We start from the raw sequence: 20858 nt of genomic DNA on the forward strand, positions 1-20858 counted from the left end.
GGCCTACCTCCCGGTCAACGCAGGCCGGCGGTCGTCAGGGGAAGATCCCCCGGAGGAGTTTCGCCTGGGTCACCCGGCTGATCCCCTCGATCAACGCCGCGGTACGCATGTCAATCCGGTCTTCAGAGGCCCGGTGGACGGTCCTGCCGAAGGCGTCGATGAGGATGGTATGCAGTCTGCTGTTGATCTCCTCGAGCGTCCACGTGTAGTTCTGCGTATCCTGTACCCATTCGAAGTACGAAACGGTTACGCCACCGGCGTTGCCCAGGACGTCCGGCAGGATGAACACGTCCTTTTCCCCGAGGATCTCGTCGGCATCGAGCGTGGTGGGTCCGTTGGCCCCTTCCGCGAGGAGCCTGCACTTCAGCTGGTCCGCGTTGGCGCCGGTGATCTGGTTCTGCAGCGCGGCCGGGGCGAGGATGTCGCAGGGCAGTTCCAGGAGTTCCTGGTTGGTGACCTCGTCGGCCTCGGGATAGCCCGACAGGAAACGGTTTTCCTCGCAATACTTGAAGACGTCTTCCAGCGATAGCCCCTTCGGGTTGTAAATGCCGGTGGTGACGTCGCTTACCGCGACTACCCTGACCCCGTCCTCATCCAGAAAGCGCGCCGTGTTGCTACCCACGTTGCCGAAGCCCTGGACCACCGCCGTGGCGCCGTCCAGGGTCATGCCCATGTGCTGCGCGGCCGCTTCGATGAGGTAAACCAGGCCGCGGCCGGTGGCTTCGCGGCGTCCCAGGGACCCGCCCAGCACGACCGGCTTGCCGGTGACGACGCCCGGCACCGTGTAGCCCGCCTGCTGGCTGTACGTATCCATGATCCAGGCCATGACCTGCTCGTCGGTGCCCATGTCGGGGGCGGGGATGTCCTTGTCCGGCCCGATGATGTCGATGATTTCCGATGTGAAGCGGCGGGTAAGGCGCTGCAGTTCGCGTCGGGACAGGTCGGTCGGGTCGATCCGGACGCCGCCCTTGGCGCCGCCGAAGGGCAGGTTGATTAACGCGCATTTCCAGGTCATCCACATGGCCAGGGCCGAGACCTCCCCCAGGTTCACGTCCTCGTGGTAGCGGATGCCGCCCTTGGTCGGACCCATGGTGAGCAGGTGCTGTACCCGGTATCCGAAGACGTTTTCCACGAGATGGTATTCGTCCCGGCGAAAGGGGAGCGTCACGATATGGGTCCGCTGTGGAAAGAGCAGCCGTTCCCGAATGTTCTCATCCAGACCCATGATCTGCGCCGCCTTGAGAAACTGCTGCTGGGCCAGCTTGAACATGGCCGAATCCCACTCGCCGCTACGCGCGCGCACGCGCTCCATGGCATAGTGGATGGACCGGGACAGCAGGGTCGTGTTGGCCTGGGTCTTCACGATGTAGTCCTGGGCGCCCGCTTCCACGGCCGTGGCGGCCAGGGAAACGTCATCAAGCCCGGTCAGTATGATGACCGGCAGGTCCGGCGCGGCCTCCCTGACGCTGTGGAGCGTGTCGAGATCGGCGCTGTCGGGCAGGACAAGGTCCAGCAGCACCACGTCGAAGGACGCCTCCCCGATCAGGTCCAGTCCTTCCCGGAGCGTCCCGGCGACGTGCAGCCGGGTCGTAAGCCGGCTGGATTCCATGTAGTGGCGAATCAACTGCACGTGCACGGGGTTGTCTTCGATCATCAGGACTTCGACGGTGTTTTCCGGCATGTTTACTCTCCAGGGTCCTGAGCACCAGGATCAAGCGCGCCCGGGGCAGACTGGTATTTGCGCACCGCTTCCGACAGATCGATCGTTCCTTCGTACAGTGATTTCCCCAACACTACCCCTTCCAGGCCGTCCGCGACAGCCCCGGAGGCCCGTTCGAGGTCTTCCAGCGTGGCCACGCCCCCCGAAGCGATCACCCGCAATCCGCTTTCACGGGCCAGGCGCGCCGTCGAACCGGTATTCAGTCCGTTCATCGTACCGTCCCGGTCGATGTCCGTGTAGACGATCCTGCGGATCCCGGCTTCCTTCATGCCCTCCGCCAGTTCGAGAGATGAACAGGACCCGCCGGACGTCCAGCCGTTGACCGCGACCCGTCCCGCCCTGGCGTCGATTCCGACGACGATGCGTTCCGGCCCCCACTCCTCCACCACCTGCCGCACCATGTCGGGACGCTCCACGGCCGCCGTGCCCAGGATGACGCGGCGCACTCCCAGCGCCAGCCAGGCCTCCACGGCCTCGGGCGTACGGATGCCTCCGCCCAGCTGCACCGGCAAATCGGCCTGTTCCAGGATGCCGATGACACTCGTCCGGTTGCCCGCTTCGCCGGTGAACGCACCGTCCAGGTCGATGACGTGCAGGTAGGTCGCGCCCTGCGATTTCCATCTCAACGCGACGTCCGCCGGGGAATCACCGTACACCGTTTCGTGGTCGCGCATTCCCTTGACGAGACGGACGCATCGCCCCTGTCTGATGTCGATGGCGGGATAGAGTTGCATCTGGAATCATCACCCTCCGAAGCCCAGTCCGACGGCCCGCTTTCGAACCGCGCGTCCTGTGCTAAAGATGGACCGTAAAGCGCCGGCCTGTCAACCGACAAATCCCTTGACATGGATAACCCGGGCCCATAGTTTTCGGTGGAATCCGGCTCGATGGCTACCGGGTGTCCCGGTCCATTCTTCGCCGGTTCCCCGTGCGATGGCCGACTTCCCCTCCGATCCCACGACCCACGCCTTTCGAAAACCCGATGTCAGCCCTAGTCGATCCTGTTCAGCCCCTGTTGAAGGCCCATAGGCGACTGGCCTCCGATCTGGCCGACCTGTGCCGGGAAGTGAATCACGAAGTCTATCTCGTGGGCGGTTCCGTGCGGGATGCCATCCTGGGCCGCACGATACGGGACCTGGACCTCACGCTTGCGGCGGACGGACTGGCGCTGGGAAGGAAACTGGCGGACCGCCTGCGGTGTCCCTTCGTGCCGCTCGACGATACGGACCGAACCGGGCGCGTCGTGTTGCGGCGCCGGTTCACGATCGATATATCTTCCTTCAAGGGCGATTCCCTGGAGGCGGATCTCCGCAAGCGGGATTTCACCATCAACGCCATGGCCGTCCGCCTGGCGGACCTGCTGGACGGCCGGCCGTCGATCATCGATCCCCTGGGCGGCGCGGGCGACCTCGCGGCAAGGCGGCTCAAGGCCGTATCCGAGGCGTCCTTTCGCGACGACCCGCTGCGCGTATTGAGGGCGTTCCGGCTTGCCGGCCAGTTCGACCTGGACATTTCGCCGCGAACACAGGCGTGGATCGCGGCATGCGACGAAGACCTGCGGGTGGTATCGGGAGAACGCCTGCTTTACGAACTTTCCTTGATCATGGGGAGGCGACGCGCCGCGGGCCGGGTGTCCGCCATGATCCGCTCCGGCGTGTTCGCGTCGCTCTTTCCCGGATGGGTGGGATCTTCGTCGGCATCGGCGTCAACATCACCGTCGTCATCACCATCGTCATCACCGTCGCGGCGGCTGGAACGGACGGACCGGCTTATCGCACGGGACGTTTGCATAGAGGATCAGGGGCTCTACACCCATCTTACCGGTTACGAAGCTAAAATGGCGGGCGACCGGACCAGCCTGTGGATCCTCAGATTCGCCAGCCTCATGCTGTGCGGCATCCGGACCGACGTAACGGCTGCCGGTGCGGACCCAACCATTGACCGGGTCGAAAGCGCTCCGGGCACGACGGACCCGGCCCTCGACCGGGTCGAAGGCGCGGCTGACGTAACCGCTGGCGTTGCAGCCTCAACCCTCGACCGGGTCGAAGGTGCGGCTGAACGGTTAAGGCTGAGCAAGCGGGAAAGGCAGGCGCTCCACCAGTTGGTGTTCGGGGCGGCAAGGCTGCTCGAAGGAACCGCTTCACGGGAACCGGATGACGAGGCGCTCTGCCGGATTCTGCGCGGGTCGAAAGACGAAACCCCCGGCGCGGCGCTCCTCGCCCTGGCGCACGCACCGGACGAGGGTAGCGCGACGGCTGGAAGGCTCGCGAACGCCGTGCGCCGGCTCCTGCGGTTTTACACCCGGCACCGGAGCCTGCGGGCAAGGGGTTTGATGTTGAACGGCGCGGACATCTTGAACGACCTGGGCCTGGCCGAGGGACCGGAGGTCGGCCGCCTGCTGGATAAGCTTGAAACGATCCAGACCATACATGATATTCGGACCAGGGAACAAGCCCGGATGCTACTCTACGGCGATGCCGCGCATGGCCTGGCTAGCGCATGACCTGGCCAGCGCGCATGACCTGGCCGGCGCGCATGACCTGGCCGGTGCGCATGACCTGGCCGGTGCGCATGACCTGGCCTGACCGCCAGGGACGGCCTGACCCGCATGGAAAGTGGGTATCGCGGTCCGGACTGCGAGTTTAGACCATGAAGCTCTGTACCACCCTTCAGATGCGGTCGATCGACCGCCGCACCATCGAAGACTACGGCCTGTCCGGCTATGAACTCATGGAAAGGGCGGGCCGCCGGGTGGCGGAAACCGCAAAGCAAATGCTGGAAGGCGTGACCGGCAAGACGGTTGCCGTGGTGTGCGGTAAAGGGAATAACGGAGGTGACGGATTCGTGGCCGCCCGGTATCTCCATCTGTGGGGCGCTTCGGTCACCTGCCACGTGCTCGCCGCCAGGCCGGTCCTGACGGCCGACGCCGCGAAGCACCTGGAACGGCTCGAGGAAGACGGCCTGGAACCGGATTTCCGGCCCGACCGTCCGCTCGAAATGCCCGGCCGGCCCCCGGCGCTGATCATCGACGCGCTCCTCGGCACCGGGTTGAAGGGACCGCCGCGCGATCCATACGGCGCCGCCATCGCGGTGATTAACCTCAGCCCTTCTCCCGTGCTCTCCGTCGACACCCCGTCGGCCCTGGCGCCTGGCTGCGGAAGTCCGCAGTCCCGCCCCCGCACGGAATGGACCTGCGTGCGCGCCGACCATACCCTCGCGATCGGCCTGATGAAGATCGACCTCGTTACTTTCCCCGGCCGTTCCTGGTGCGGTGGTCTGGAAGTCGCGGACATCGGCTTTCCCGACCGTGTCGTGGAGGAGGAGGGGTTGTACCTCTCCCTGCCCGAGCGGAGCGAGATGGCCGGCCTGATCCCGGTTCACCGGCCCGGGGACCACAAGGGAAGCCGCGGAAAGGTCGCCGTCGTCGCCGGTTCGGCGGGCATGGCGGGAGCGGCGACGCTGGCTTCCCGCGCGGCCCTGCGCGGAGGCGCGGGCATGGTTATGCTAGGAGCACCCGCGGGCCTGATGGACGCCCTGACGGCCAGGCACACGGAAGTGATGCTTCGCGGCCTGCCCGAAACCGCAGAAGGATCGCTTTCTCTTGCGGCCGAGTCCGACATCGATGCGCTGCTATCCTGGTCCGACGTGCTGGCCATCGGGCCGGGTCTCACGCGCCACGAGGAAACCTCCGCGCTGGTCCGCCGCGTCGTATCGAACAGCGAGCGGCCGGTCGTCATCGACGCCGACGGGGTGAACGCCTTCGCGGGCCACCCGGACGGCCTGGCCGGCACGGCGCCGGAAGTCATCATGACACCCCATGTGTTCGAGCTGTCCAGGCTGACCGGCATGGCCGCCGACGACATCGAGGCGGACCGGGTCGCGGCCGCGCGACAGGCCGCCGGTTCCCTGCAGGTCACGCTCGTGCTCAAAGGCGCCGCCTCGCTGGTGGCTTCCCCCGGTGGACAGGTCTCGGTGAATCCCACGGGGAACCCGGGTATGGCCACCGCCGGATCGGGCGACGTGCTGACCGGCCTCATCGCGGCCCTGCTCGGGCAGGGACTCGGCGCCTGGGACGCGGCCCGCCTGGGGGTATACCTCCACGGCCTGGCCGGCGATCTCGGCGCGGAAGCCCTGGGACCGCACAGCCTGGTGGCCGGTGATCTCATCGACCATTTGCCCGGCGCGTTCCTTCATGTGGGCGAGGGACGGGTTTCAACCTAGAAAGCAGGATTCCGTGGACACGAAATTCGACCCGGTGTCGCTTGAGGAAATCGTGGCCCGCGCCTTGCGGGAGGACGTGGGAGACGGCGACGTCACAACCGAGTGGACGCTGGCGCCCGACGCTGTGGCCCGAGCCCGATTCGAGGCCGGGCGGCCCGGCATCCTGTCCGGCCTCTATCCGGCTTGTCTCACGTTCCGGGAGGTGGACCCAGGCCTGGAATTCCGGGCATTGCTGACCGACGGCGACCAGGTGGTACCCGGCCAGCCCATCGCCGAAGTGCGGGGCGCCGCGCGGTCGGTACTCACCGCCGAACGAACGGCGCTCAACTTCATGCGTCATCTTTCCGGTATCGCCTCCATGACCCGGCAATACGTCGATGCCGTGCGAAACACCGGCGCGCGCATCGTGGATACCCGCAAGACCACGCCCGGTCTCCGGGACCTGGAGAAAAGAGCCGTACTGCACGGCGGCGGAGACAATCACCGCCACGGTCTCTTCGACATGGTGCTGATCAAGGACAACCACATCGCCGCCGCGGACGGCATCACCGCCGCGGTTCGCAAATGCAGATCGAATATGAAGCGATCGGGCAGGCGGTACGAAATCGAGGTGGAGACGAGCAGTCTGGACCAGGTCGAAGAGGCCGTGCGCAGCGGGGCGGATTGGATCATGCTGGACAACATGAGCGATGCGGAAATGCGGACGGCGGTCGGACGGATCCGCGCGTTGACCGCGAAGGATCGGTCCATCGTGGTCGAAGCGTCGGGAGCGATCACCCTGAAACGGCTCGAGGCGATCGCCAAAACCGGTGTCGACGTGATTTCCGTCGGCGCGCTGACCCATTCCGCGCCGGCGCTCGATATCAGCCTGAACATGATGGCCTCCGCCTGAGACGGATGTGCCGGAACCCTTGACCTGACCCCCGCCCCACTGGAACGGAACAACGATGAACCCCTCGTCCCCGAGCGATGAGTCGGAAGGATTCCAGGACCGGTACTACGCGGACCGCATGCGCGCGAAGCTGTCATCGCGGATCTTCGGCCGCGTACTGGAATACCACGAGCGGGTGGGATCCACCAATGACGTGATCCTCGACATGGCCGAACAGGCCGCGCCCCATGGGACGGCCTGCCTTGCCGATGAGCAGTCGGCCGGCAGGGGCCGCCGCGGATACGGGTGGTTCTCGCCCCCCGGATGCGGGATCTGGGCTTCCGTCCTGCTCCGGCCCCGGCTGTCCGCGGCCCGGACCCCGCCGCTTACGTTGTGTGCCGCCGCGGCCGTGGCCCCCGTCCTGGAAACGGCCGCCGGCGTGTCCGTGGAAATCAAGTGGCCGAACGACCTGATTATGGGAGGACGCAAGGTCGCCGGCATCCTGGCCGAATCCCGCGTGGTGTCCGGTGACGAGCCGGTCATCGTGATCGGCATGGGGATCAACGTAAACCACACCCGCGGACAGTTTCCCGACGAGCTCTCCGCGTCCGCCACTTCGTTGCGCATCGAATCGGGCCGCCCCGTGGGTCGCGAGGACCTGTTCCTGGCCATCCTGGCCTCCCTGGAGTCCGCCTACGGGCACTACCTGGCATCCGGGCCCTCGTCTCTCCTTGCCGAAGTCGACGCCCGCCTCGCCTGGCGAGGGTTGACGGTCGTGGCCGACAGCCCCGCCGGAGCCGCCGGCCGCGTATCCCACATCGATGAGGAGGGTGGCCTGGTGCTCGACCGACAGGACGGCGGCCCTCTTGTCATCCGTTCCGGATCCATCAGACTGCACAGACGCCGAGATTAATCCCTGGGGTAAGCGGCATGATTGGCATTGCGATTGAAAGGCGGATCGAGGTAAATTACATCAACGGATTCGGAGTTCATCCCGCGCATGATCGGCTGATTGCCGGCCGTTTTCGCGGTCTGCCGCGCACGGGCGTAGTCGGCAACTGAAGGGAGACCAGGCGTTATGGGATTACTAATCGACGTCGCGCTGCCGCTGGCGCTCGCTTTCATCATGTTCGGGCTTGGGCTCGGGCTCACCTTCGACGATTTCGCCAGGGTGGTGCGCCGGCCGCGCGATTTCGCGGTGGGTGCCCTCTCCCAGATCGTCCTGCTGCCGGTGGTTGCCTTCGTCCTCGCCAGCGTCTGGCCGATGGCGCCGGAGCTCGCGTTGGGTCTGATGATCATCGCCGCCGCGCCGGGCGGCCCGACCTCCAATATCCTGACCGCGTTTGCCCGCGGCGATGTCGCGCTGTCGATATCGCTGACCGCGGTGATCAGCCTGGCCAGCGTGATCACCATTCCGCTCATTGTGGTCTTCGCCTACGGGCAGTTCATCGGCGATTCGGCGGAGCAGGACATATCGGTCGCCGGCGCCGCGCTCGGCGTTTTCCTGATCGTTGCCGTTCCCGTGCTGATCGGTCTGGTCATCCGCCGCTTCGCGGAAGGCTTCGCAATACGGTTCGAACCAGCGGCCCGAAAGGTCTCCGCGGTGCTGCTGACGCTCGTACTCGCCGGCGCGATCTTCGATCAACGCGCCAACATCGTCTCCTATTTCGCGCAGGCCGGCCTGGTCACACTCGCCCTCAACTTGCTGATGATGACCATCGCCTGGTTCCTCGCCCGGATGTTCACCACCGGACCGACCCAGCGGACCGCCATTGCGATCGAATGCGGCATCCAGAACGGGACGCTCGCGATCGCGGTTGCGGTTTTGCTGTTCAGCGGCGGGCTCGCGACCATGCCGGCGGCGACCTACAGCCTGATCATGTTCGCCACCGCGCTGATCTATATCGCCGTGCTGCGGCGGAGCGTTTGAACGCGGCGCCAGGGTGAGGAGCCGCACAACGTCATATCACCGGCGAACACCCAAAAACGCGCGTGTCACAATACAAAAAACACTTGCATCGACCAAAGACCCGTCATATATTAGCAGACTGGACATTCGAGTGCTAATATCAGATTCGCTACTTGTTGAATATACAAGTATTTAGGCGACTCAAAATGTGTGTGCGGCCAAGCCTGTTCGCCGTGCTCGAAAACGCCCGGTACCACCCGGCGAAACATAGGGGGTAGCAGAAGTGCCAGCAAAACAACTTTCATTCGACGCCGATGCCCGGCAGGCCCTCAAACGCGGCGTGGACGCCCTGGCTGACGCGGTCCGCGTCACCATGGGTCCCAAGGGACGCTGCGTCGTGCTCGACAAGAAATTCGGTTCGCCCACCTTCACGCTGGACGGCGTCACGGTGGCGAAGGAAATCGAGCTCGAGGACAACTACGAAAACATGGGCGCGCAGATGATCAAGGAAGCCGCGTCTAAGACCAGCGACGTGGCCGGCGACGGGACGACCACGGCCACCGTCCTCGCCCAGGCCATCTACGCGGAAGGCTTGCGGAACGTGACTTCCGGCGCTAATCCCATGGATCTGAAGCGGGGCATCGACAAGGCCGTATCCGCGGTGGTCGGTTCGATCTCTGATATGTCGAAGGCCGTGGAAGGGCGGAAGGAAATCTCTGAAACCGCCACCGTTTCGGCCCATGGCGACGCCACCATCGGCGACCTGATCGCGGACGCAATGGAAAAAGTGGGCAAGGACGGCGTCATCACGGTCGAAGAGGCCAAGAGCATGGAAACCTCCCTCGACGTCGTGGAGGGCATGCAGTTCGACCGCGGTTATCTGTCGCCTTACTTCGTTACCGACTCCGAGTCCATGGAAGCGGTGCTCGAGGACACGAAGATCCTGATTCACGACAAGAAGATCAGCGCCGTCAAGGATATCTATCCCGTCGTCGAGAAGATCGCCCAGAGCGGCTCTCCGCTGCTGATCATCGCCGAGGACATCGAGGGCGAGGCCCTTGCCCTGCTGGTGGTCAACAAGCTTCGCGGCACCCTGAAGGTCGCCGCGGTCAAGGCGCCCGGTTTCGGCGACCGGCGGAAGGCCATGCTCGAGGATATCTCCATCCTGACCGGCGGCACGGTCATCTCCGAGGATGCCGGCTTCAAGCTGGAAAACGTGACCGTGGGCGACCTGGGTACGGCCAAGCGCGTCAATCTCGACAAGGACAACACGACGATCGTCGAAGGCGCCGGCGGCACCGACGCGATCCAGGGACGCATCAACCAGATCCGCGCCCAGATCGAGGAAACCACCTCCGATTACGACCGGGAGAAGCTGCAGGAACGCCTGGCCAAGCTGGCGGGTGGCGTGGCGGTCATCAACGTGGGCGCCGCGACTGAAGCCGAGATGAAGGAGAAGAAGGCCCGGGTCGAAGACGCCCTCAACAACGCCAAGGCAGCCATCGAAGAAGGGGTCGTGCCGGGCGGCGGCGTCACGTTCATCCGCGCGCTCTCCGCACTGGACAACGGACTGGACACCGAGGGCGACGAAACCGTCGGCGCCGGCATCGTGCGCAAGGCGCTCGAAGCGCCCGTGAGGCAGTTGGCGGAGAACGCCGGCCTTGAAGGTTCCATCATCCTGCAGAAGATCCGGGAAGGCGAAGGCGGATACGGTTACAACTTCGAATCCGATGCCTACGGCGACATGTCCGAAACGGGCGTGATCGAGCCTGCCAAAGTCTCCCGCGTAGCGCTGCAGCACGCCGCGAGCATCGCCGGCCTGCTGCTGACCACCGAAGCGCTGGTGGCGGAACTCCCCGAAGACTCCCCGCCTCCGGCCATGCCCCACGGCGGCGGCATGTACTAAGCGGGACGCTTCGACGAAGAACCGGTCCCCGGCCGGTTCCAGGTAGTTAGCCCCCGGTGGCATCACCGGGGGTTTTCTCTTGCTACGGCCGGTCGCCGATTCTATATTTCCCGAGACCAGCAGGCGGATGCGAAAGACAGGTCCTGGGCGACGGAGCGACCATGAGAAATCCGGTAGTTATAGAACGCGCGGAACGGCTTCACCAGATCCCGCTGAACCGGCCCCTGGAACATTCCCGATATCTCAGAAGACTGGCCGCCAGGGGGATCGAGCCCATAGATCTGACCACGGGCTTCACCGACCCTCCCCCACGTCAGGATGTCATTAAAAGGACATCCGACTCCGTTTCGGCCGAGTCATCCCGGCACACCGGCGCCGAGTTCCGCAGGGCATTCAGCAACTGGTTCGCGTACCGGTTCGACGTGGAGATCGATCCGGACAGGCACGTCCTGCCCTTCGCGGGTTCGGCGGTCGGCCCGGCCTGCGTGGCCATGGCGCTGGTCAACCCCGGCGAAACCGTGCTGGCGCCCGATCCGTCCCACCCGGCGTACCGGACCAGCGCCGTGCTGGCGAACGGACAGATCCAGTCCTATCCCCTGCACGGACGGAACGATTTCCTCCCCAACCTGAAGCAGATCGAACCCCGGGTCGCCGGGCAGGCAAAGCTGATGTACGTCGGTTTTCCGAACGACCCGACCGGGGTCGTGGCGGACCATTCGTTCTTCCGGGAACTCATCGATTTCGCGCGCAGGAACAACATCATCGTCTGTCACGACGCGACGCAACACTTTCTGACGTACGACGGGGTCGAAGCCCCGAGCCTCCTGCAGACGCCCGGCGCGATGAACGTAGGCATCGAGCTGTTCTCCCTTTCCATGCTGCCCGGCGGCATGTTCCGCGATCTGGGTGTGGCGGTGGGCAATCCTTCCGCGCTGGCCGCCATGTCCCAGTTGACCGCTCATCTGCATGCCCCGCTGCTGCACGGACTTCTCGCGGCCGCGGCCACGGAGTTTCCCCGTCTGGACCGGCACGTGGAAGCCATGGTTTCCCGGTGCGGGTCGCAAAGGGACCTGATGGTATCGGGGCTGCGGGACCTCGGCTGGCACCTGCCCGCGCCCGGCGGAGGACCATACGTCTGGCTACCCGTGCCGCCCCGCTATTCCTCCGTACGATTCAGCATCCTGTTGCGCAAGGCCGGCGTGTTCGTCGTGCCCGGCGCATACCTGGGCGAATACGGCGAAGGCTACGTCCGAATGGCTTTCAACGGCGACGAGTCGCAGATCCAGGAAGCGCTCGACCGCATCGACCGGCAGATGTCGCGGTTCCGTTTGCGCAAACGGGCGTTCCCCGCGGTCAGTCTGGCCTGAACGGATCCGCCCCATGTCCGAAGACTGGATCAGCGTGCGGGGTATCCGCACATTCGGCCATCACGGCGTGACGGCCCGGGAACGGACACGGGGACAGGTCTTCGAAGCCCACGTCGCACTTCGCCTGGACCTGTCGGTGGCGTCCCGGACGGACCGCCTGTCCGATACCGTGGATTACGCGGACGTCTGCCGGCGCGTGGGACGCATTCTCGGCGGCGATCCGTGCCGTCTGCTGGAGGCGGTCGCCGGCCGGGTGGCGGACGAGCTGCTCTCCGCCTACCCCCCGGTGGACCAGGTCGTGGTCAGACTGTGGAAGCCCGGCGTGACCGCGGACCTGCCGCATTCGGGAACCCCTGGGGTCACCGTGCATCGAAGCAGGGAGGCGGGACGTACCGGACCAAGCGGACCGTAGGATGCGGGACCGTGGCGTGCCGGATCGCGATATACCGAACCGGACGTGCCGGATCAAGCGGATTGCAAGGTGCGAAATGGCGTCTGTCGCGCTGGGACTGGGCAGCAACATCGGGGATCGCGTCGCAAGATGCCGGCAGGCGCTATGCGAACTGGCCGGTCATGAGGCGATCCGGATCGTCAGGCGCTCGTCATGGTACGAGACGCGGCCGGTAGGCCACTCCGGCCAGCCCGACTTCGTCAACGGCGCGGCCCTTGTGGAGACCACGCTTGCGCCCACGCGACTGCTCGAAACGCTCAAGGATGTCGAAACGCGCATGGGACGTTCCGTCACGTGGGAGAAAGGGCCCCGCGAAATCGATCTCGACCTGTTGCTCTACGAAGACCTGGTACTCGGGCGGCCGGGTCTGGACCTGCCCCATCCCGCCATGGCGCAACGGGCCTTCGTGCTCGTTCCCCTGGCGGAAATCCACCCGGACCTGGTCCACCCGGTGCACGGGCGGACCGTGTCCGACCTGCTGGATGACCTGAAACCCGTGGACCATCTCGTCCGCTATCTCGCCGAACCGTAACCGGAGCCCCGATGGAAGAAGCCGACCGCGATCTGATCACGTTGATCCTGGCCGCGGGAAAAGGCACCAGGATGCACTCCGACCTGGCGAAGGTGCTGCACCGGATAAACGGCCGGCCGATGATCCACTACGTGCTGGACACGGCGCGTGCGCTCCGGCCGCGGCGGATCATCGTCATCGTCGGCCACCAGGCCGGCGCGGTGCGGCGGGAACTGGCGGGACTGCCCGGGCTGACCGGGCTGACCGTGGAATTCGCCGTGCAGGAGGAGCAGCTGGGCACCGGCCACGCGGTTAGCCAGGCCGCACCGCTGCTGGCCGGCGAATGCGGCGTCGTCCTCGTCCTCGCCGGCGACACGCCCCTGATTCGTCATTCCACCCTGGCATCGTTGATCGACGCGCACCGCCGGACCGGCGCCGCGGCCTCGGTACTCACCGCCGGCGTCGACGACCCCACGGGCCTGGGGCGCATCCTCCGCGACGGCGCGGGCCGTATCGACCGGATCGTCGAGGAGAAGGACGCCAGCGAGGAACAGCGGTCGATCAAGGAGATCAACACCAGCACGTATTGTTTTGAACCGGTCCTGCTGCTGCGGGCCCTGGACCGGCTGACCCCGGAGAACAGGCAGGGTGAATACTACCTGACGGATACCATCGGGATCCTTCGGCGAGAGGGCCGCCGCATCGCGGACGCAACGGCCGGCATGCCGGAAGAAACCATGGGAATAAACACCCCGGAGCAGCTGTCGGCGGCCGAATCATGGCTGCTGGAACGGGACCGCGCACGGCCTCGCGACAGCTAAAAAACAGTTGACACCGGGCCCTCCAACTCTGTATATATAGTGGTCTGGAAAGCAAATCGGATTCCGCCTGTCGAACCAGTGTTCGATTTGACGGCGGAACTGTGTCGAGACCGGGGTACAAAGGGGGATCGCATGGTGAAAGGAACTGGTCGATGAAGCACTGTTGGTACCCTACCTATGTTTCCCTTCCTGGTGTATTCCCCTAGTTAGCTCTCCGGTTATCTCTGGCAAGCAGATATCGATGGTCGCACGGTCCCGTTGCAGGCCGTACCTCAGGACGCGTTCCGCGTGGGATCCGCCATGACGAGACAGGTCAACCAACCCTCCGCGAACCGGCCGGACGCCGTTCCGGAAGGACGTGGGTCAGGCGGCCGCTGGCGCGTTCGGGTGCTTGAAGGCGTGATCATCATCCTGGTCGGGCTGAATGCCTACCTGATCTACTCGGTGGCGACCTCGTCCGCGTTCTCGACGTCCGCCGAACGGTCCGTCGAGGCAGTCGTCGACCCCTCGGCCTTCCATATCCAGGTGGAGGTCCTGAACGGATGCGGTGAACGGGGAATCGGACAACAGGCCATGCGGTTTCTCAGGGAACGAGGATTCGACGTGGTCAATATCGACAACGCCGACCACTTCGAGTACCGGGAAACGGTCGTGCTTGACCGCCGGGGAACGGACGGGCCGTCCGAGGCCGCCCGCGCGGTCGGAAACGCGCTGGGTACGCAATACGTCCTGCTCCAGCGGAACGATGACCGCCTGGTGGACGTTTCGGTGGTGATCGGCAAGGATTACGGCGAACTGCTCTTTTCCGTGGAGAACGACTGATCGTGACGTTGGCATCGAAGGAAATCGCGGAGCAGGCGACCCTTTCCATGCTGGCCAAGAATGCGGCGGACGTGATGATCATCGACCTCAGGGGGCTCTCGTCCATCACGGACTACTTCGTCATCGGGACGGCGGGTTCCGAGCCGCAGATCAAGGCGGTCGTCGAGCAGGTGGCGTCGGATCTCAAGGAGCGGGAAACGATACCCTGGCACTCGGAGGGCAAACAGAGCTGGCGGTGGGTCCTGCTCGATTACGTGGACGTGGTCGTTCACGTGTTCAGAGCGGAAGTCCGGGCATTCTACGGACTCGAGCGGCTCTGGGGAGACGCGCCCCGGATCGCCGTTACAACCGACGCGGCAACGGGTGAAATCATCCGCACGTCCGACGCGGGCGTCCCGGAGATCGGGGTGGACGCGCTTGAACACGAGGCATAGATTGGGCATTCTCGTCGTCGGAACGGTGGCTTTTGATTCGGTGAAGACTCCGGAAGGAGAGGCGAACGACGCGATCGGGGGTTCGGCGACCTATTTTTCTGCGGCCGCCAGCTTCTACGCGCCGGTAGACGTCATTGCCGTCGTGGGAAACGATTTCCCACTGGCGTCCCTGGATTTCCTGCGGGAGAGACAAGTCGACGTATCGGGCCTGGAGGTGAAGGAAGGAAAGACCTTCCGCTGGGCAGGCGAATACGCCGCCAACATGAACGACCGCCGCACGATCGACACGCAGTTGAACGTGTTTTCCGGTTTCAAGCCCGTACTGGCGGAGCGGCACCGCGCGCACGATCACGTGTTCCTGGCGAATCTCGATCCGGACGTTCAGCGCGACGTGCTGACCCAGGCCTGCCGAACGGACGGAAAGGACCGAGCGGGACAGCCCGGAATCGTCGCCTGCGACACCATGGACTTCTGGATCGAGGGGCAGAGGACGTCGCTGCTGTCGACGCTCAGCGGAGTGGACGTGCTGATCATCAACGACAGCGAGGCCCTGCAGCTGGTGGATGACCACAACCTCGTGCGGGCGGCGGAACGCATCCTGGAACTCGGTCCGAGGGCGGTGGTGGTCAAGAGAGGCGCGCACGGCGCGACGCTCTGTACCCGTGACGCCTGGTTCGGCATCCCTTCATACCCCGTGGCCACCGTGGTGGATCCGACGGGCGCCGGGGATACCTTCGCGGGCGGATTCATGGGTTACCTTGCCCGGTCGGGCGATACGGGCGTAGGCGCCTTGAAGCGCGCCATGGTGCACGGCAGCGTCATGGCCTCGTTCAACGTGGAGGATTTCAGCGTCAGGCGGCTCGAATCGCTTACCGAAGCCGAGATATCGGACCGCCACGATCGATTCATGGAGATGATTACACCATGAATTTCACGACCATCCGGTGGGACCGCGACGAAAGCGTGCTGGTATTGCTGGACCAGACGCGACTGCCTGGCGAAGTGGTCTACACCCGGTGCCGGGACATCGCGTCCGTGGCGGAAGCCATCCGACGGCTGAGAGTTCGCGGCGCGCCGGCCATCGGCGTCGCCGCGGCCTACGGGGTCGTCGTCGGGGTCCAGCACAGCCGCGCGGCCGACTTCGCCTCTTTCAGCCGGGAAGTCGAAGAAGCCGCGGAACTGCTGGCGGCCACCCGACCCACGGCGGTCAACCTGTTCTGGGCGCTTGAGCGGATGCGCCGGACCGTCCGGGAACATCGGAATGCACCTGTGGAGGACATCAAGCGCGCCTTGCTCGGCGAAGCCCTGGCCATACAGTCGGAGGACGAGCACACGTGCCGCCTGATCGGTGAGCACGGCGCCGCGCTGCTCCGTACCGGACAGACGGTGCTCACGCACTGCAATGCCGGCGCGCTCGCCACGGCCGGCGCGGGCACGGCCCTCGCCGTGGTGTACCAGGCGCACAACGAAGGCAAGCGGGTCCACGTGTACGCCGATGAGACGAGACCCGTCCTGCAGGGCGCCCGGCTCACTACCTGGGAGTTGACCAGGGCGGGCATAGGCGTGACGCTCATCTGCGACAACATGTCTGCCCAGGTCATGAAGGAAGGCCGGATCGATTGCGTGATCGTGGGCGCGGACCGCGTGGCCGCCAACGGCGACGTCGCCAACAAGATCGGCACCTACGGCGTGGCCGTGCTGGCCGACGCGCACGACGTGCCTCTGTACGTGGCGGCGCCTTACTCTTCGATCGACCTGTCCATCGAATCGGGCGCCGGGATCCCGATCGAAGAACGGGAAGCCGCCGAAGTAAGCCAGGGACCGGGCGGGCGCACCGCCCCCGAGGAGGTGGAGGTGTACAATCCCGCATTCGACGTAACCCCGGCCCGTTACGTGTCTGCGATCATCACGGAACGCGGCGTGGCCAGACCGCCATACGCCGAGCGTCTCGCCGCACTGTCACACCATGCCTGGGAGCCGGCTGTAACCGGGTAAAGAAGCGTGTACCATCAAAGGAGTGTGTACCATACTATGAAGACACCAACGGTTAAGAAGGAAGACCTGCGGCGGGACTGGCACGTCGTGGACGCCGACGGCAAGGTGCTGGGCAGGCTGGCCAGCGAAGTGGCCAAGATCCTGCGCGGCAAGCACAAGCCGATCTACTCGCCCCACCTGGATACCGGTGACCACGTCATCGTCATAAACGCGGAAAAGGTGGTCCTGACCGGCAAGAAGCCGCAGAACAAGCTATATTACCGCCATAGCGGCTATCCCGGCGGTCTGAAGACGATCAGCTACGAACGCATGGCCGCCCGTCATCCCGACCGGGCGGTGCGCATGGCCATCAAGGGCATGTTGCCGCACAACGCCCTCGGCCGCCAGATATTCCGCAAACTCCGCGTGTACGCCGGCGCGGAACACCCACACAGCGCCCAGAAACCGGTCGCGCTGGACATATAAGGAGCGTAAAGAAGCATGAATTCGGATACCCATGGACACCACGCAGTGGGCAGAAGGAAACGCGCGATCGCCAAGGTCTGGCTGCGCGCGAAGAAGGAAGGCGCCAGCCACAAGGTCAACGACAAGCCGCTGCTCGATTACTTCGACCGGCCCGGTCTCGTCGCCGCGATCGAGGAGCCCCTGGTGCTCACCGAAATGAACGACCAGGTGGTCGTGTTCGCACGGACCTTCGGCGGCGGAAAGACCGGCCAGGCCGGGGCATTGAGACTCGGTATCGCGCGGGCGCTGAAGGACATGGACGAAAGCCTGCACGCTCCGCTGCGCGAAGCGGGCATGCTGACGCGGGATTCACGCATCAAGGAACGCAAGAAATACGGACTGGCCGGCGCACGCAAGCGGTTCCAGTTCTCTAAGCGTTAATTTACCGGACGCAGGCCTGACCGCCTGCCAGACAAGGAGATCAGTACCGCCTATGGGGATTCCGACCATTCAGGACCTGCTGGATGCGGGCGTTCACTTCGGCCACCAGACCCGACGCTGGAACCCGAAGATGAAGGAATTCATATTCGCCGAGCGCAACAACATCTACATCATCGACCTGAAGAAGACGCTCAGCCAGATCGAAATCGCGTATGAAGCCGTGCGCAAGGCCGTCGAAAACGGGCAATCCGTCCTCTTCGTGGGCACGAAGAAGCAGGCCCGGCCCGTGATTATCGAAATGGCGCAGCGGTGCGGCATGTTCTACGTCGCGGAACGCTGGCTCGGCGGCATGTTGACGAACTTCCAGACCATCCAGACCAGCGTCAAGCGCCTGGAAGAACTCGAGAAAATGAAAGAGCACGGCACCATGGAAGCGCTCACGAAGAAAGAGGCCGCGAGCCTGGAGAAGGAGCGGGAGCGCCTGCAGAAAGTACTGGGCGGCATCCGCGAAATGCGCGATCTGCCCGGCGTCATTTTCGTGGTGGACGCCCGCAAGGAACGGATCGCCGTCGCGGAGGCGAACACCCTGGAGATCCCCATCGTCAGCATCCTGGATACGAACTGCGATCCCGACCTGATCGACTATCCCATACCCGGGAACGACGACGCCCTCCGGTCCATCACCCTCATCACGGAAGTCGTCGCGAGCGCCGCGGAGGAAGGGCTGCGCAATTCCGGACGGGCCGTACCCGGGGACGAGGCACCGGTCGAAGAGGTCGAAGAGCAGCAGGCCTGAAGCGGATACATGGCCGGGGAAAGGCGGCCGTAGCGGATGATCGGATCCGATCGTGTCCGATCATGACCGCTAGATTTCATGCGATTTCATGACTATATCAGCCAGTGACGTAAAGACTTTGAGAAGCCAGACCGGCGCCGGAATGATGGACTGCAAGCGGGCCCTCGAAGAGTCTGAAGGCAGTATCGAAAGGGCGGTCACGCTCCTGCGCGAGAAAGGCATTATGGCGGCGTCCAAGAAGAGCGCCCGGGAGGCGAAAGAAGGCATTATCCATACCTATATCCATCCCGGCAGCCGCATCGCCACCATGGTCGAGATCAATTGCGAGACCGATTTCGTCGCGCGGAACGAGTCCTTCCAGACCCTGGCCCGCGACATCGCCATGCAGGTGGCGGCCACCCGCCCCCTCGCCGTGGACCGGGACCAGATCGAAGAAGCCGTCCTGGAACAGGAACGGGAGATCTACCGGAACCAGGCGCGGAACGAGGGCAAGCCGGACCATATCATCGACCGGATCGTCCAGGGGAGGATCGATAAATTCAACCAGGAAAACTGCCTCCTGGAACAGCCATTCATACGGGATACCGACAAGACGGTGCGGGACCTGATCACGGAGGCGGTGGCCACGCTGGGCGAGAACATCATGGTTAGACGGTTCGTCCGGTACGAACTGGGCGGAGAATAACCCGCCGAACACCCTTGCAGGCAGGAACGTAACCGGTATTCCGATGCCAGAGAGGTGTATCGTGGAAGCGAAAGAGATCATCAGAGAAACCAACCGGAAGATGGACCAGTCCGTCGAGGTGCTGCGCACGGAACTCGCCGGCGTCCGGGCCGGCCGGGCCAATCCGGCCCTGCTGGACAACATCCAGGTGGAAGCCTACGGGACCATGACCCCCATCAACCAGGTCGCCACCGTGAACACGCCGGACGCCCGCACGATCTCGATCCAGCCGTGGGACAAGCAAATGGTATCCGAAATCATCCGTGCAATCCAGAAGTCCGACCTGGGACTCATGCCGAATTCCGATGGCAACGTCATCCACCTGCCCGTACCCGCGCTGACCGAAGAGCGCAGGCTGGAATACGTAAGACTGATCAAGAAACTGGGCGAGGACGGCAAGATCGGCGTCCGGAACGTGCGCCGGGAAATGAACGAGCGCATCAAGGCCGAAGAAAAGGCCCACCGGATGTCGGAAGACGAAAGCAAGAGGCACCAGAAGACCATCCAGGATCTCACCGACCAGCATATCTCCTCCATCGACAGCGCCATATCGTCAAAAGAACAGGAAATCCTGGAGATCTAGGCGGAAACCGGCTATCCGGGTCCATACCCGCCGGCGGCCTTACGGGGGTGACGTGGGTCGATACCCAGAGCAAGACCGGGCGGTCTCGGAAGAAGGACTGGATCCGGAGCGCATGCCCCGCCACATCGCGTTCATCATGGACGGCAACGGCCGGTGGGCGAAGAAGCAGGGACTCGCGCGGGACCAGGGCCACTCCGCGGGGGTGGAGTCCGTTCGCGAAATGATCCGGTGCGCCGGGGAGTTCGGCGTGGGGATCCTCACCTTCTTCGGGTTCTCCACCGAGAACTGGAATCGTCCCAGGCGGGAAGTCGCCGCCATCATGCAGTTGATCGTCGAATCGCTCCGCGGCGCCTTCGAAGAAGCCCGCGCGCACGGGATCCGGGTCTCCTTCCTGGGCAGATGGGACGAGCTGCCGGAATCCAACCGGCAGGTCATCAAGCAGATCACGGAGCAGACGGCGGGCAACGACCGCCTTCTGTTGAATTTCGCCCTGAATTACGGCGGCCGGCAGGAGATCGTCGAAGCCGCGCAGTGCATCGCCCTGGACGTCCAGGCCGGCCGGTTGGATCCGGAAGCCATCGACGAGTCGCTTTTCGCGTCCTACCTGTACACGGAGCACCTGCCCGACCCGGACCTGTTGATCCGGACCAGCGGGGAGATGCGGATCAGCAACTTCCTTCTCTATCAGCTGGCCTATACCGAACTCCTGGTTTCTCCGGTCCTCTGGCCCGATTTCTCGCGAAGCCACTTCATCGGGGCCATCAGGGACTACCAGTCGAGGGAGCGCCGTTTCGGCCGAACCGGCGAACAGGTCTCCTCGCACAGCACGTAACGGAGTGGAT

The 20858-nt window shown here is 64.5% G+C and carries 22 protein-coding genes; 20 read left to right on the forward strand and 2 right to left on the reverse strand.

Annotated elements, in window-relative coordinates; translation table 11 throughout:
• Positions 1–34 precede the first annotated feature (34 nt).
• Together F4Y38_05595 and hisA are read right to left on the reverse strand one after the other, a co-directional pair.
• Entirely contained in the window at positions 35–1681 is a 1647-nt protein-coding gene (locus F4Y38_05595) for a response regulator (protein ID MXY48761.1), read from the reverse strand.
• A gap of 2 nt (positions 1682–1683) precedes the next feature.
• A complete protein-coding gene (hisA, locus tag F4Y38_05600; protein MXY48762.1) occupies positions 1684–2454 on the reverse strand; it encodes a 1-(5-phosphoribosyl)-5-[(5-phosphoribosylamino)methylideneamino]imidazole-4-carboxamide isomerase in 771 nt (256 codons plus the stop codon).
• 248 nt (positions 2455–2702) lie between these two features.
• Here hisA and F4Y38_05605 point away from each other — a divergent pair, with 248 nt between their 5' ends.
• The 20 genes from F4Y38_05605 to F4Y38_05700 all read left to right on the forward strand — a co-directional run bounded on the left by F4Y38_05605 (position 2703) and on the right by F4Y38_05700 (position 20848).
• Positions 2703–4223: a CCA tRNA nucleotidyltransferase gene (locus tag F4Y38_05605; GenBank protein ID MXY48763.1), complete on the forward strand. Its 1521-nt coding sequence runs from the start codon at positions 2703–2705 to the stop codon at positions 4221–4223.
• Between the two features lie 146 nt (positions 4224–4369).
• Positions 4370–5941 (forward strand): NAD(P)H-hydrate dehydratase, encoded by a 1572-nt coding sequence (locus tag F4Y38_05610; GenBank protein ID MXY48764.1) that lies wholly within the window; start codon positions 4370–4372, stop codon positions 5939–5941.
• Positions 5913–6833 carry a carboxylating nicotinate-nucleotide diphosphorylase gene (nadC, locus tag F4Y38_05615; protein MXY48765.1) on the forward strand — a complete coding sequence of 307 codons (921 nt, stop codon included), beginning with the start codon at positions 5913–5915 and terminating at the stop codon, positions 6831–6833. Before F4Y38_05610 ends, nadC begins: the two co-directional genes overlap by 29 nt.
• Before the next feature lie 55 nt (positions 6834–6888).
• Positions 6889–7725 (forward strand): biotin--[acetyl-CoA-carboxylase] ligase, encoded by an 837-nt coding sequence (locus F4Y38_05620; protein MXY48766.1) that lies wholly within the window; start codon positions 6889–6891, stop codon positions 7723–7725.
• 165 nt (positions 7726–7890) lie between these two features.
• On the forward strand, positions 7891–8742 hold the full coding sequence (locus tag F4Y38_05625) for a bile acid:sodium symporter family protein (GenBank protein MXY48767.1): 852 nt from the start codon (positions 7891–7893) through the stop codon (positions 8740–8742).
• Between the two features lie 262 nt (positions 8743–9004).
• A complete protein-coding gene (groL, locus tag F4Y38_05630; GenBank protein ID MXY48768.1) occupies positions 9005–10627 on the forward strand; it encodes a chaperonin GroEL in 1623 nt (540 codons plus the stop codon).
• Positions 10628–10788: 161 nt separating this feature from the next.
• The gene (locus tag F4Y38_05635; protein MXY48769.1) at positions 10789–11994 is read left to right on the forward strand and encodes an aminotransferase class I/II-fold pyridoxal phosphate-dependent enzyme; all 1206 of its coding nucleotides are present in this window, start codon (positions 10789–10791) and stop codon (positions 11992–11994) included.
• Between the two features lie 13 nt (positions 11995–12007).
• Entirely contained in the window at positions 12008–12406 is a 399-nt protein-coding gene (gene folB, locus F4Y38_05640) for a dihydroneopterin aldolase (protein MXY48770.1), read from the forward strand.
• 76 nt (positions 12407–12482) lie between these two features.
• Complete coding sequence (gene folK, locus F4Y38_05645; GenBank protein MXY48771.1) at positions 12483–12977, forward strand: 2-amino-4-hydroxy-6-hydroxymethyldihydropteridine diphosphokinase; 495 nt, start codon at positions 12483–12485, stop codon at positions 12975–12977.
• 11 nt (positions 12978–12988) lie between these two features.
• Positions 12989–13777 carry an NTP transferase domain-containing protein gene (locus tag F4Y38_05650; protein ID MXY48772.1) on the forward strand — a complete coding sequence of 263 codons (789 nt, stop codon included), beginning with the start codon at positions 12989–12991 and terminating at the stop codon, positions 13775–13777.
• A 300-nt stretch (positions 13778–14077) separates the two neighbouring features.
• Positions 14078–14599: a LytR family transcriptional regulator gene (locus tag F4Y38_05655; GenBank protein MXY48773.1), complete on the forward strand. Its 522-nt coding sequence runs from the start codon at positions 14078–14080 to the stop codon at positions 14597–14599.
• A 2-nt stretch (positions 14600–14601) separates the two neighbouring features.
• Positions 14602–15033 carry a ribosome silencing factor gene (gene rsfS, locus F4Y38_05660; GenBank protein ID MXY48774.1) on the forward strand — a complete coding sequence of 144 codons (432 nt, stop codon included), beginning with the start codon at positions 14602–14604 and terminating at the stop codon, positions 15031–15033.
• Position 15034: 1 nt separating this feature from the next.
• The gene (locus F4Y38_05665) at positions 15035–15961 is read left to right on the forward strand and encodes a sugar kinase (GenBank protein ID MXY48775.1); all 927 of its coding nucleotides are present in this window, start codon (positions 15035–15037) and stop codon (positions 15959–15961) included.
• The gene (mtnA, locus tag F4Y38_05670) at positions 15958–17028 is read left to right on the forward strand and encodes an S-methyl-5-thioribose-1-phosphate isomerase (protein ID MXY48776.1); all 1071 of its coding nucleotides are present in this window, start codon (positions 15958–15960) and stop codon (positions 17026–17028) included. Before F4Y38_05665 ends, mtnA begins: the two co-directional genes overlap by 4 nt.
• Positions 17029–17064: 36 nt before the next feature.
• Positions 17065–17493, forward strand: a complete 429-nt coding sequence (gene rplM, locus F4Y38_05675) for a 50S ribosomal protein L13 (GenBank protein ID MXY48777.1) — start codon at positions 17065–17067, stop codon at positions 17491–17493.
• Positions 17494–17508: 15 nt separating this feature from the next.
• Positions 17509–17913 carry a 30S ribosomal protein S9 gene (rpsI, locus tag F4Y38_05680; GenBank protein MXY48778.1) on the forward strand — a complete coding sequence of 135 codons (405 nt, stop codon included), beginning with the start codon at positions 17509–17511 and terminating at the stop codon, positions 17911–17913.
• A gap of 52 nt (positions 17914–17965) precedes the next feature.
• Entirely contained in the window at positions 17966–18709 is a 744-nt protein-coding gene (gene rpsB, locus F4Y38_05685) for a 30S ribosomal protein S2 (GenBank protein ID MXY48779.1), read from the forward strand.
• A gap of 88 nt (positions 18710–18797) precedes the next feature.
• Positions 18798–19394 (forward strand): translation elongation factor Ts, encoded by a 597-nt coding sequence (tsf, locus tag F4Y38_05690; protein MXY48780.1) that lies wholly within the window; start codon positions 18798–18800, stop codon positions 19392–19394.
• Positions 19395–19437: 43 nt separating this feature from the next.
• On the forward strand, positions 19438–20016 hold the full coding sequence (locus tag F4Y38_05695) for a ribosome recycling factor (GenBank protein MXY48781.1): 579 nt from the start codon (positions 19438–19440) through the stop codon (positions 20014–20016).
• 112 nt (positions 20017–20128) lie between these two features.
• The gene (locus F4Y38_05700) at positions 20129–20848 is read left to right on the forward strand and encodes an isoprenyl transferase (GenBank protein ID MXY48782.1); all 720 of its coding nucleotides are present in this window, start codon (positions 20129–20131) and stop codon (positions 20846–20848) included.
• The last annotated feature ends 10 nt before the right edge of the window (positions 20849–20858 follow it).

Source organism: Gemmatimonadota bacterium, from assembly GCA_009838645.1.
Classification (GTDB): domain Bacteria; phylum JAAXHH01; class JAAXHH01; order JAAXHH01; family JAAXHH01; genus JAAXHH01.

Coding starts and splice junctions, on each gene's coding strand:
- folK (MXY48771.1), top strand. CDS start 12,483: ATGGCGTCTGTCGCGCTGGGACTGGGCAGCAACATCGGGGATCGCGTC.
- F4Y38_05695 (MXY48781.1), top strand. CDS start 19,438: ATGCCAGAGAGGTGTATCGTGGAAGCGAAAGAGATCATCAGAGAAACC.
- mtnA (MXY48776.1), top strand. CDS start 15,958: ATGAATTTCACGACCATCCGGTGGGACCGCGACGAAAGCGTGCTGGTA.
- F4Y38_05595 (MXY48761.1), bottom strand. CDS start 1,681: ATGCCGGAAAACACCGTCGAAGTCCTGATGATCGAAGACAACCCCGTG.
- F4Y38_05700 (MXY48782.1), top strand. CDS start 20,129: ATGCCCCGCCACATCGCGTTCATCATGGACGGCAACGGCCGGTGGGCG.
- F4Y38_05605 (MXY48763.1), top strand. CDS start 2,703: ATGTCAGCCCTAGTCGATCCTGTTCAGCCCCTGTTGAAGGCCCATAGG.
- F4Y38_05635 (MXY48769.1), top strand. CDS start 10,789: ATGAGAAATCCGGTAGTTATAGAACGCGCGGAACGGCTTCACCAGATC.
- nadC (MXY48765.1), top strand. CDS start 5,913: ATGTGGGCGAGGGACGGGTTTCAACCTAGAAAGCAGGATTCCGTGGAC.
- hisA (MXY48762.1), bottom strand. CDS start 2,454: ATGCAACTCTATCCCGCCATCGACATCAGACAGGGGCGATGCGTCCGT.
- F4Y38_05610 (MXY48764.1), top strand. CDS start 4,370: ATGAAGCTCTGTACCACCCTTCAGATGCGGTCGATCGACCGCCGCACC.
- tsf (MXY48780.1), top strand. CDS start 18,798: ATGACTATATCAGCCAGTGACGTAAAGACTTTGAGAAGCCAGACCGGC.
- F4Y38_05625 (MXY48767.1), top strand. CDS start 7,891: ATGGGATTACTAATCGACGTCGCGCTGCCGCTGGCGCTCGCTTTCATC.
- F4Y38_05655 (MXY48773.1), top strand. CDS start 14,078: ATGACGAGACAGGTCAACCAACCCTCCGCGAACCGGCCGGACGCCGTT.
- rpsB (MXY48779.1), top strand. CDS start 17,966: ATGGGGATTCCGACCATTCAGGACCTGCTGGATGCGGGCGTTCACTTC.
- folB (MXY48770.1), top strand. CDS start 12,008: ATGTCCGAAGACTGGATCAGCGTGCGGGGTATCCGCACATTCGGCCAT.
- F4Y38_05620 (MXY48766.1), top strand. CDS start 6,889: ATGAACCCCTCGTCCCCGAGCGATGAGTCGGAAGGATTCCAGGACCGG.
- F4Y38_05650 (MXY48772.1), top strand. CDS start 12,989: ATGGAAGAAGCCGACCGCGATCTGATCACGTTGATCCTGGCCGCGGGA.
- rpsI (MXY48778.1), top strand. CDS start 17,509: ATGAATTCGGATACCCATGGACACCACGCAGTGGGCAGAAGGAAACGC.
- rplM (MXY48777.1), top strand. CDS start 17,065: ATGAAGACACCAACGGTTAAGAAGGAAGACCTGCGGCGGGACTGGCAC.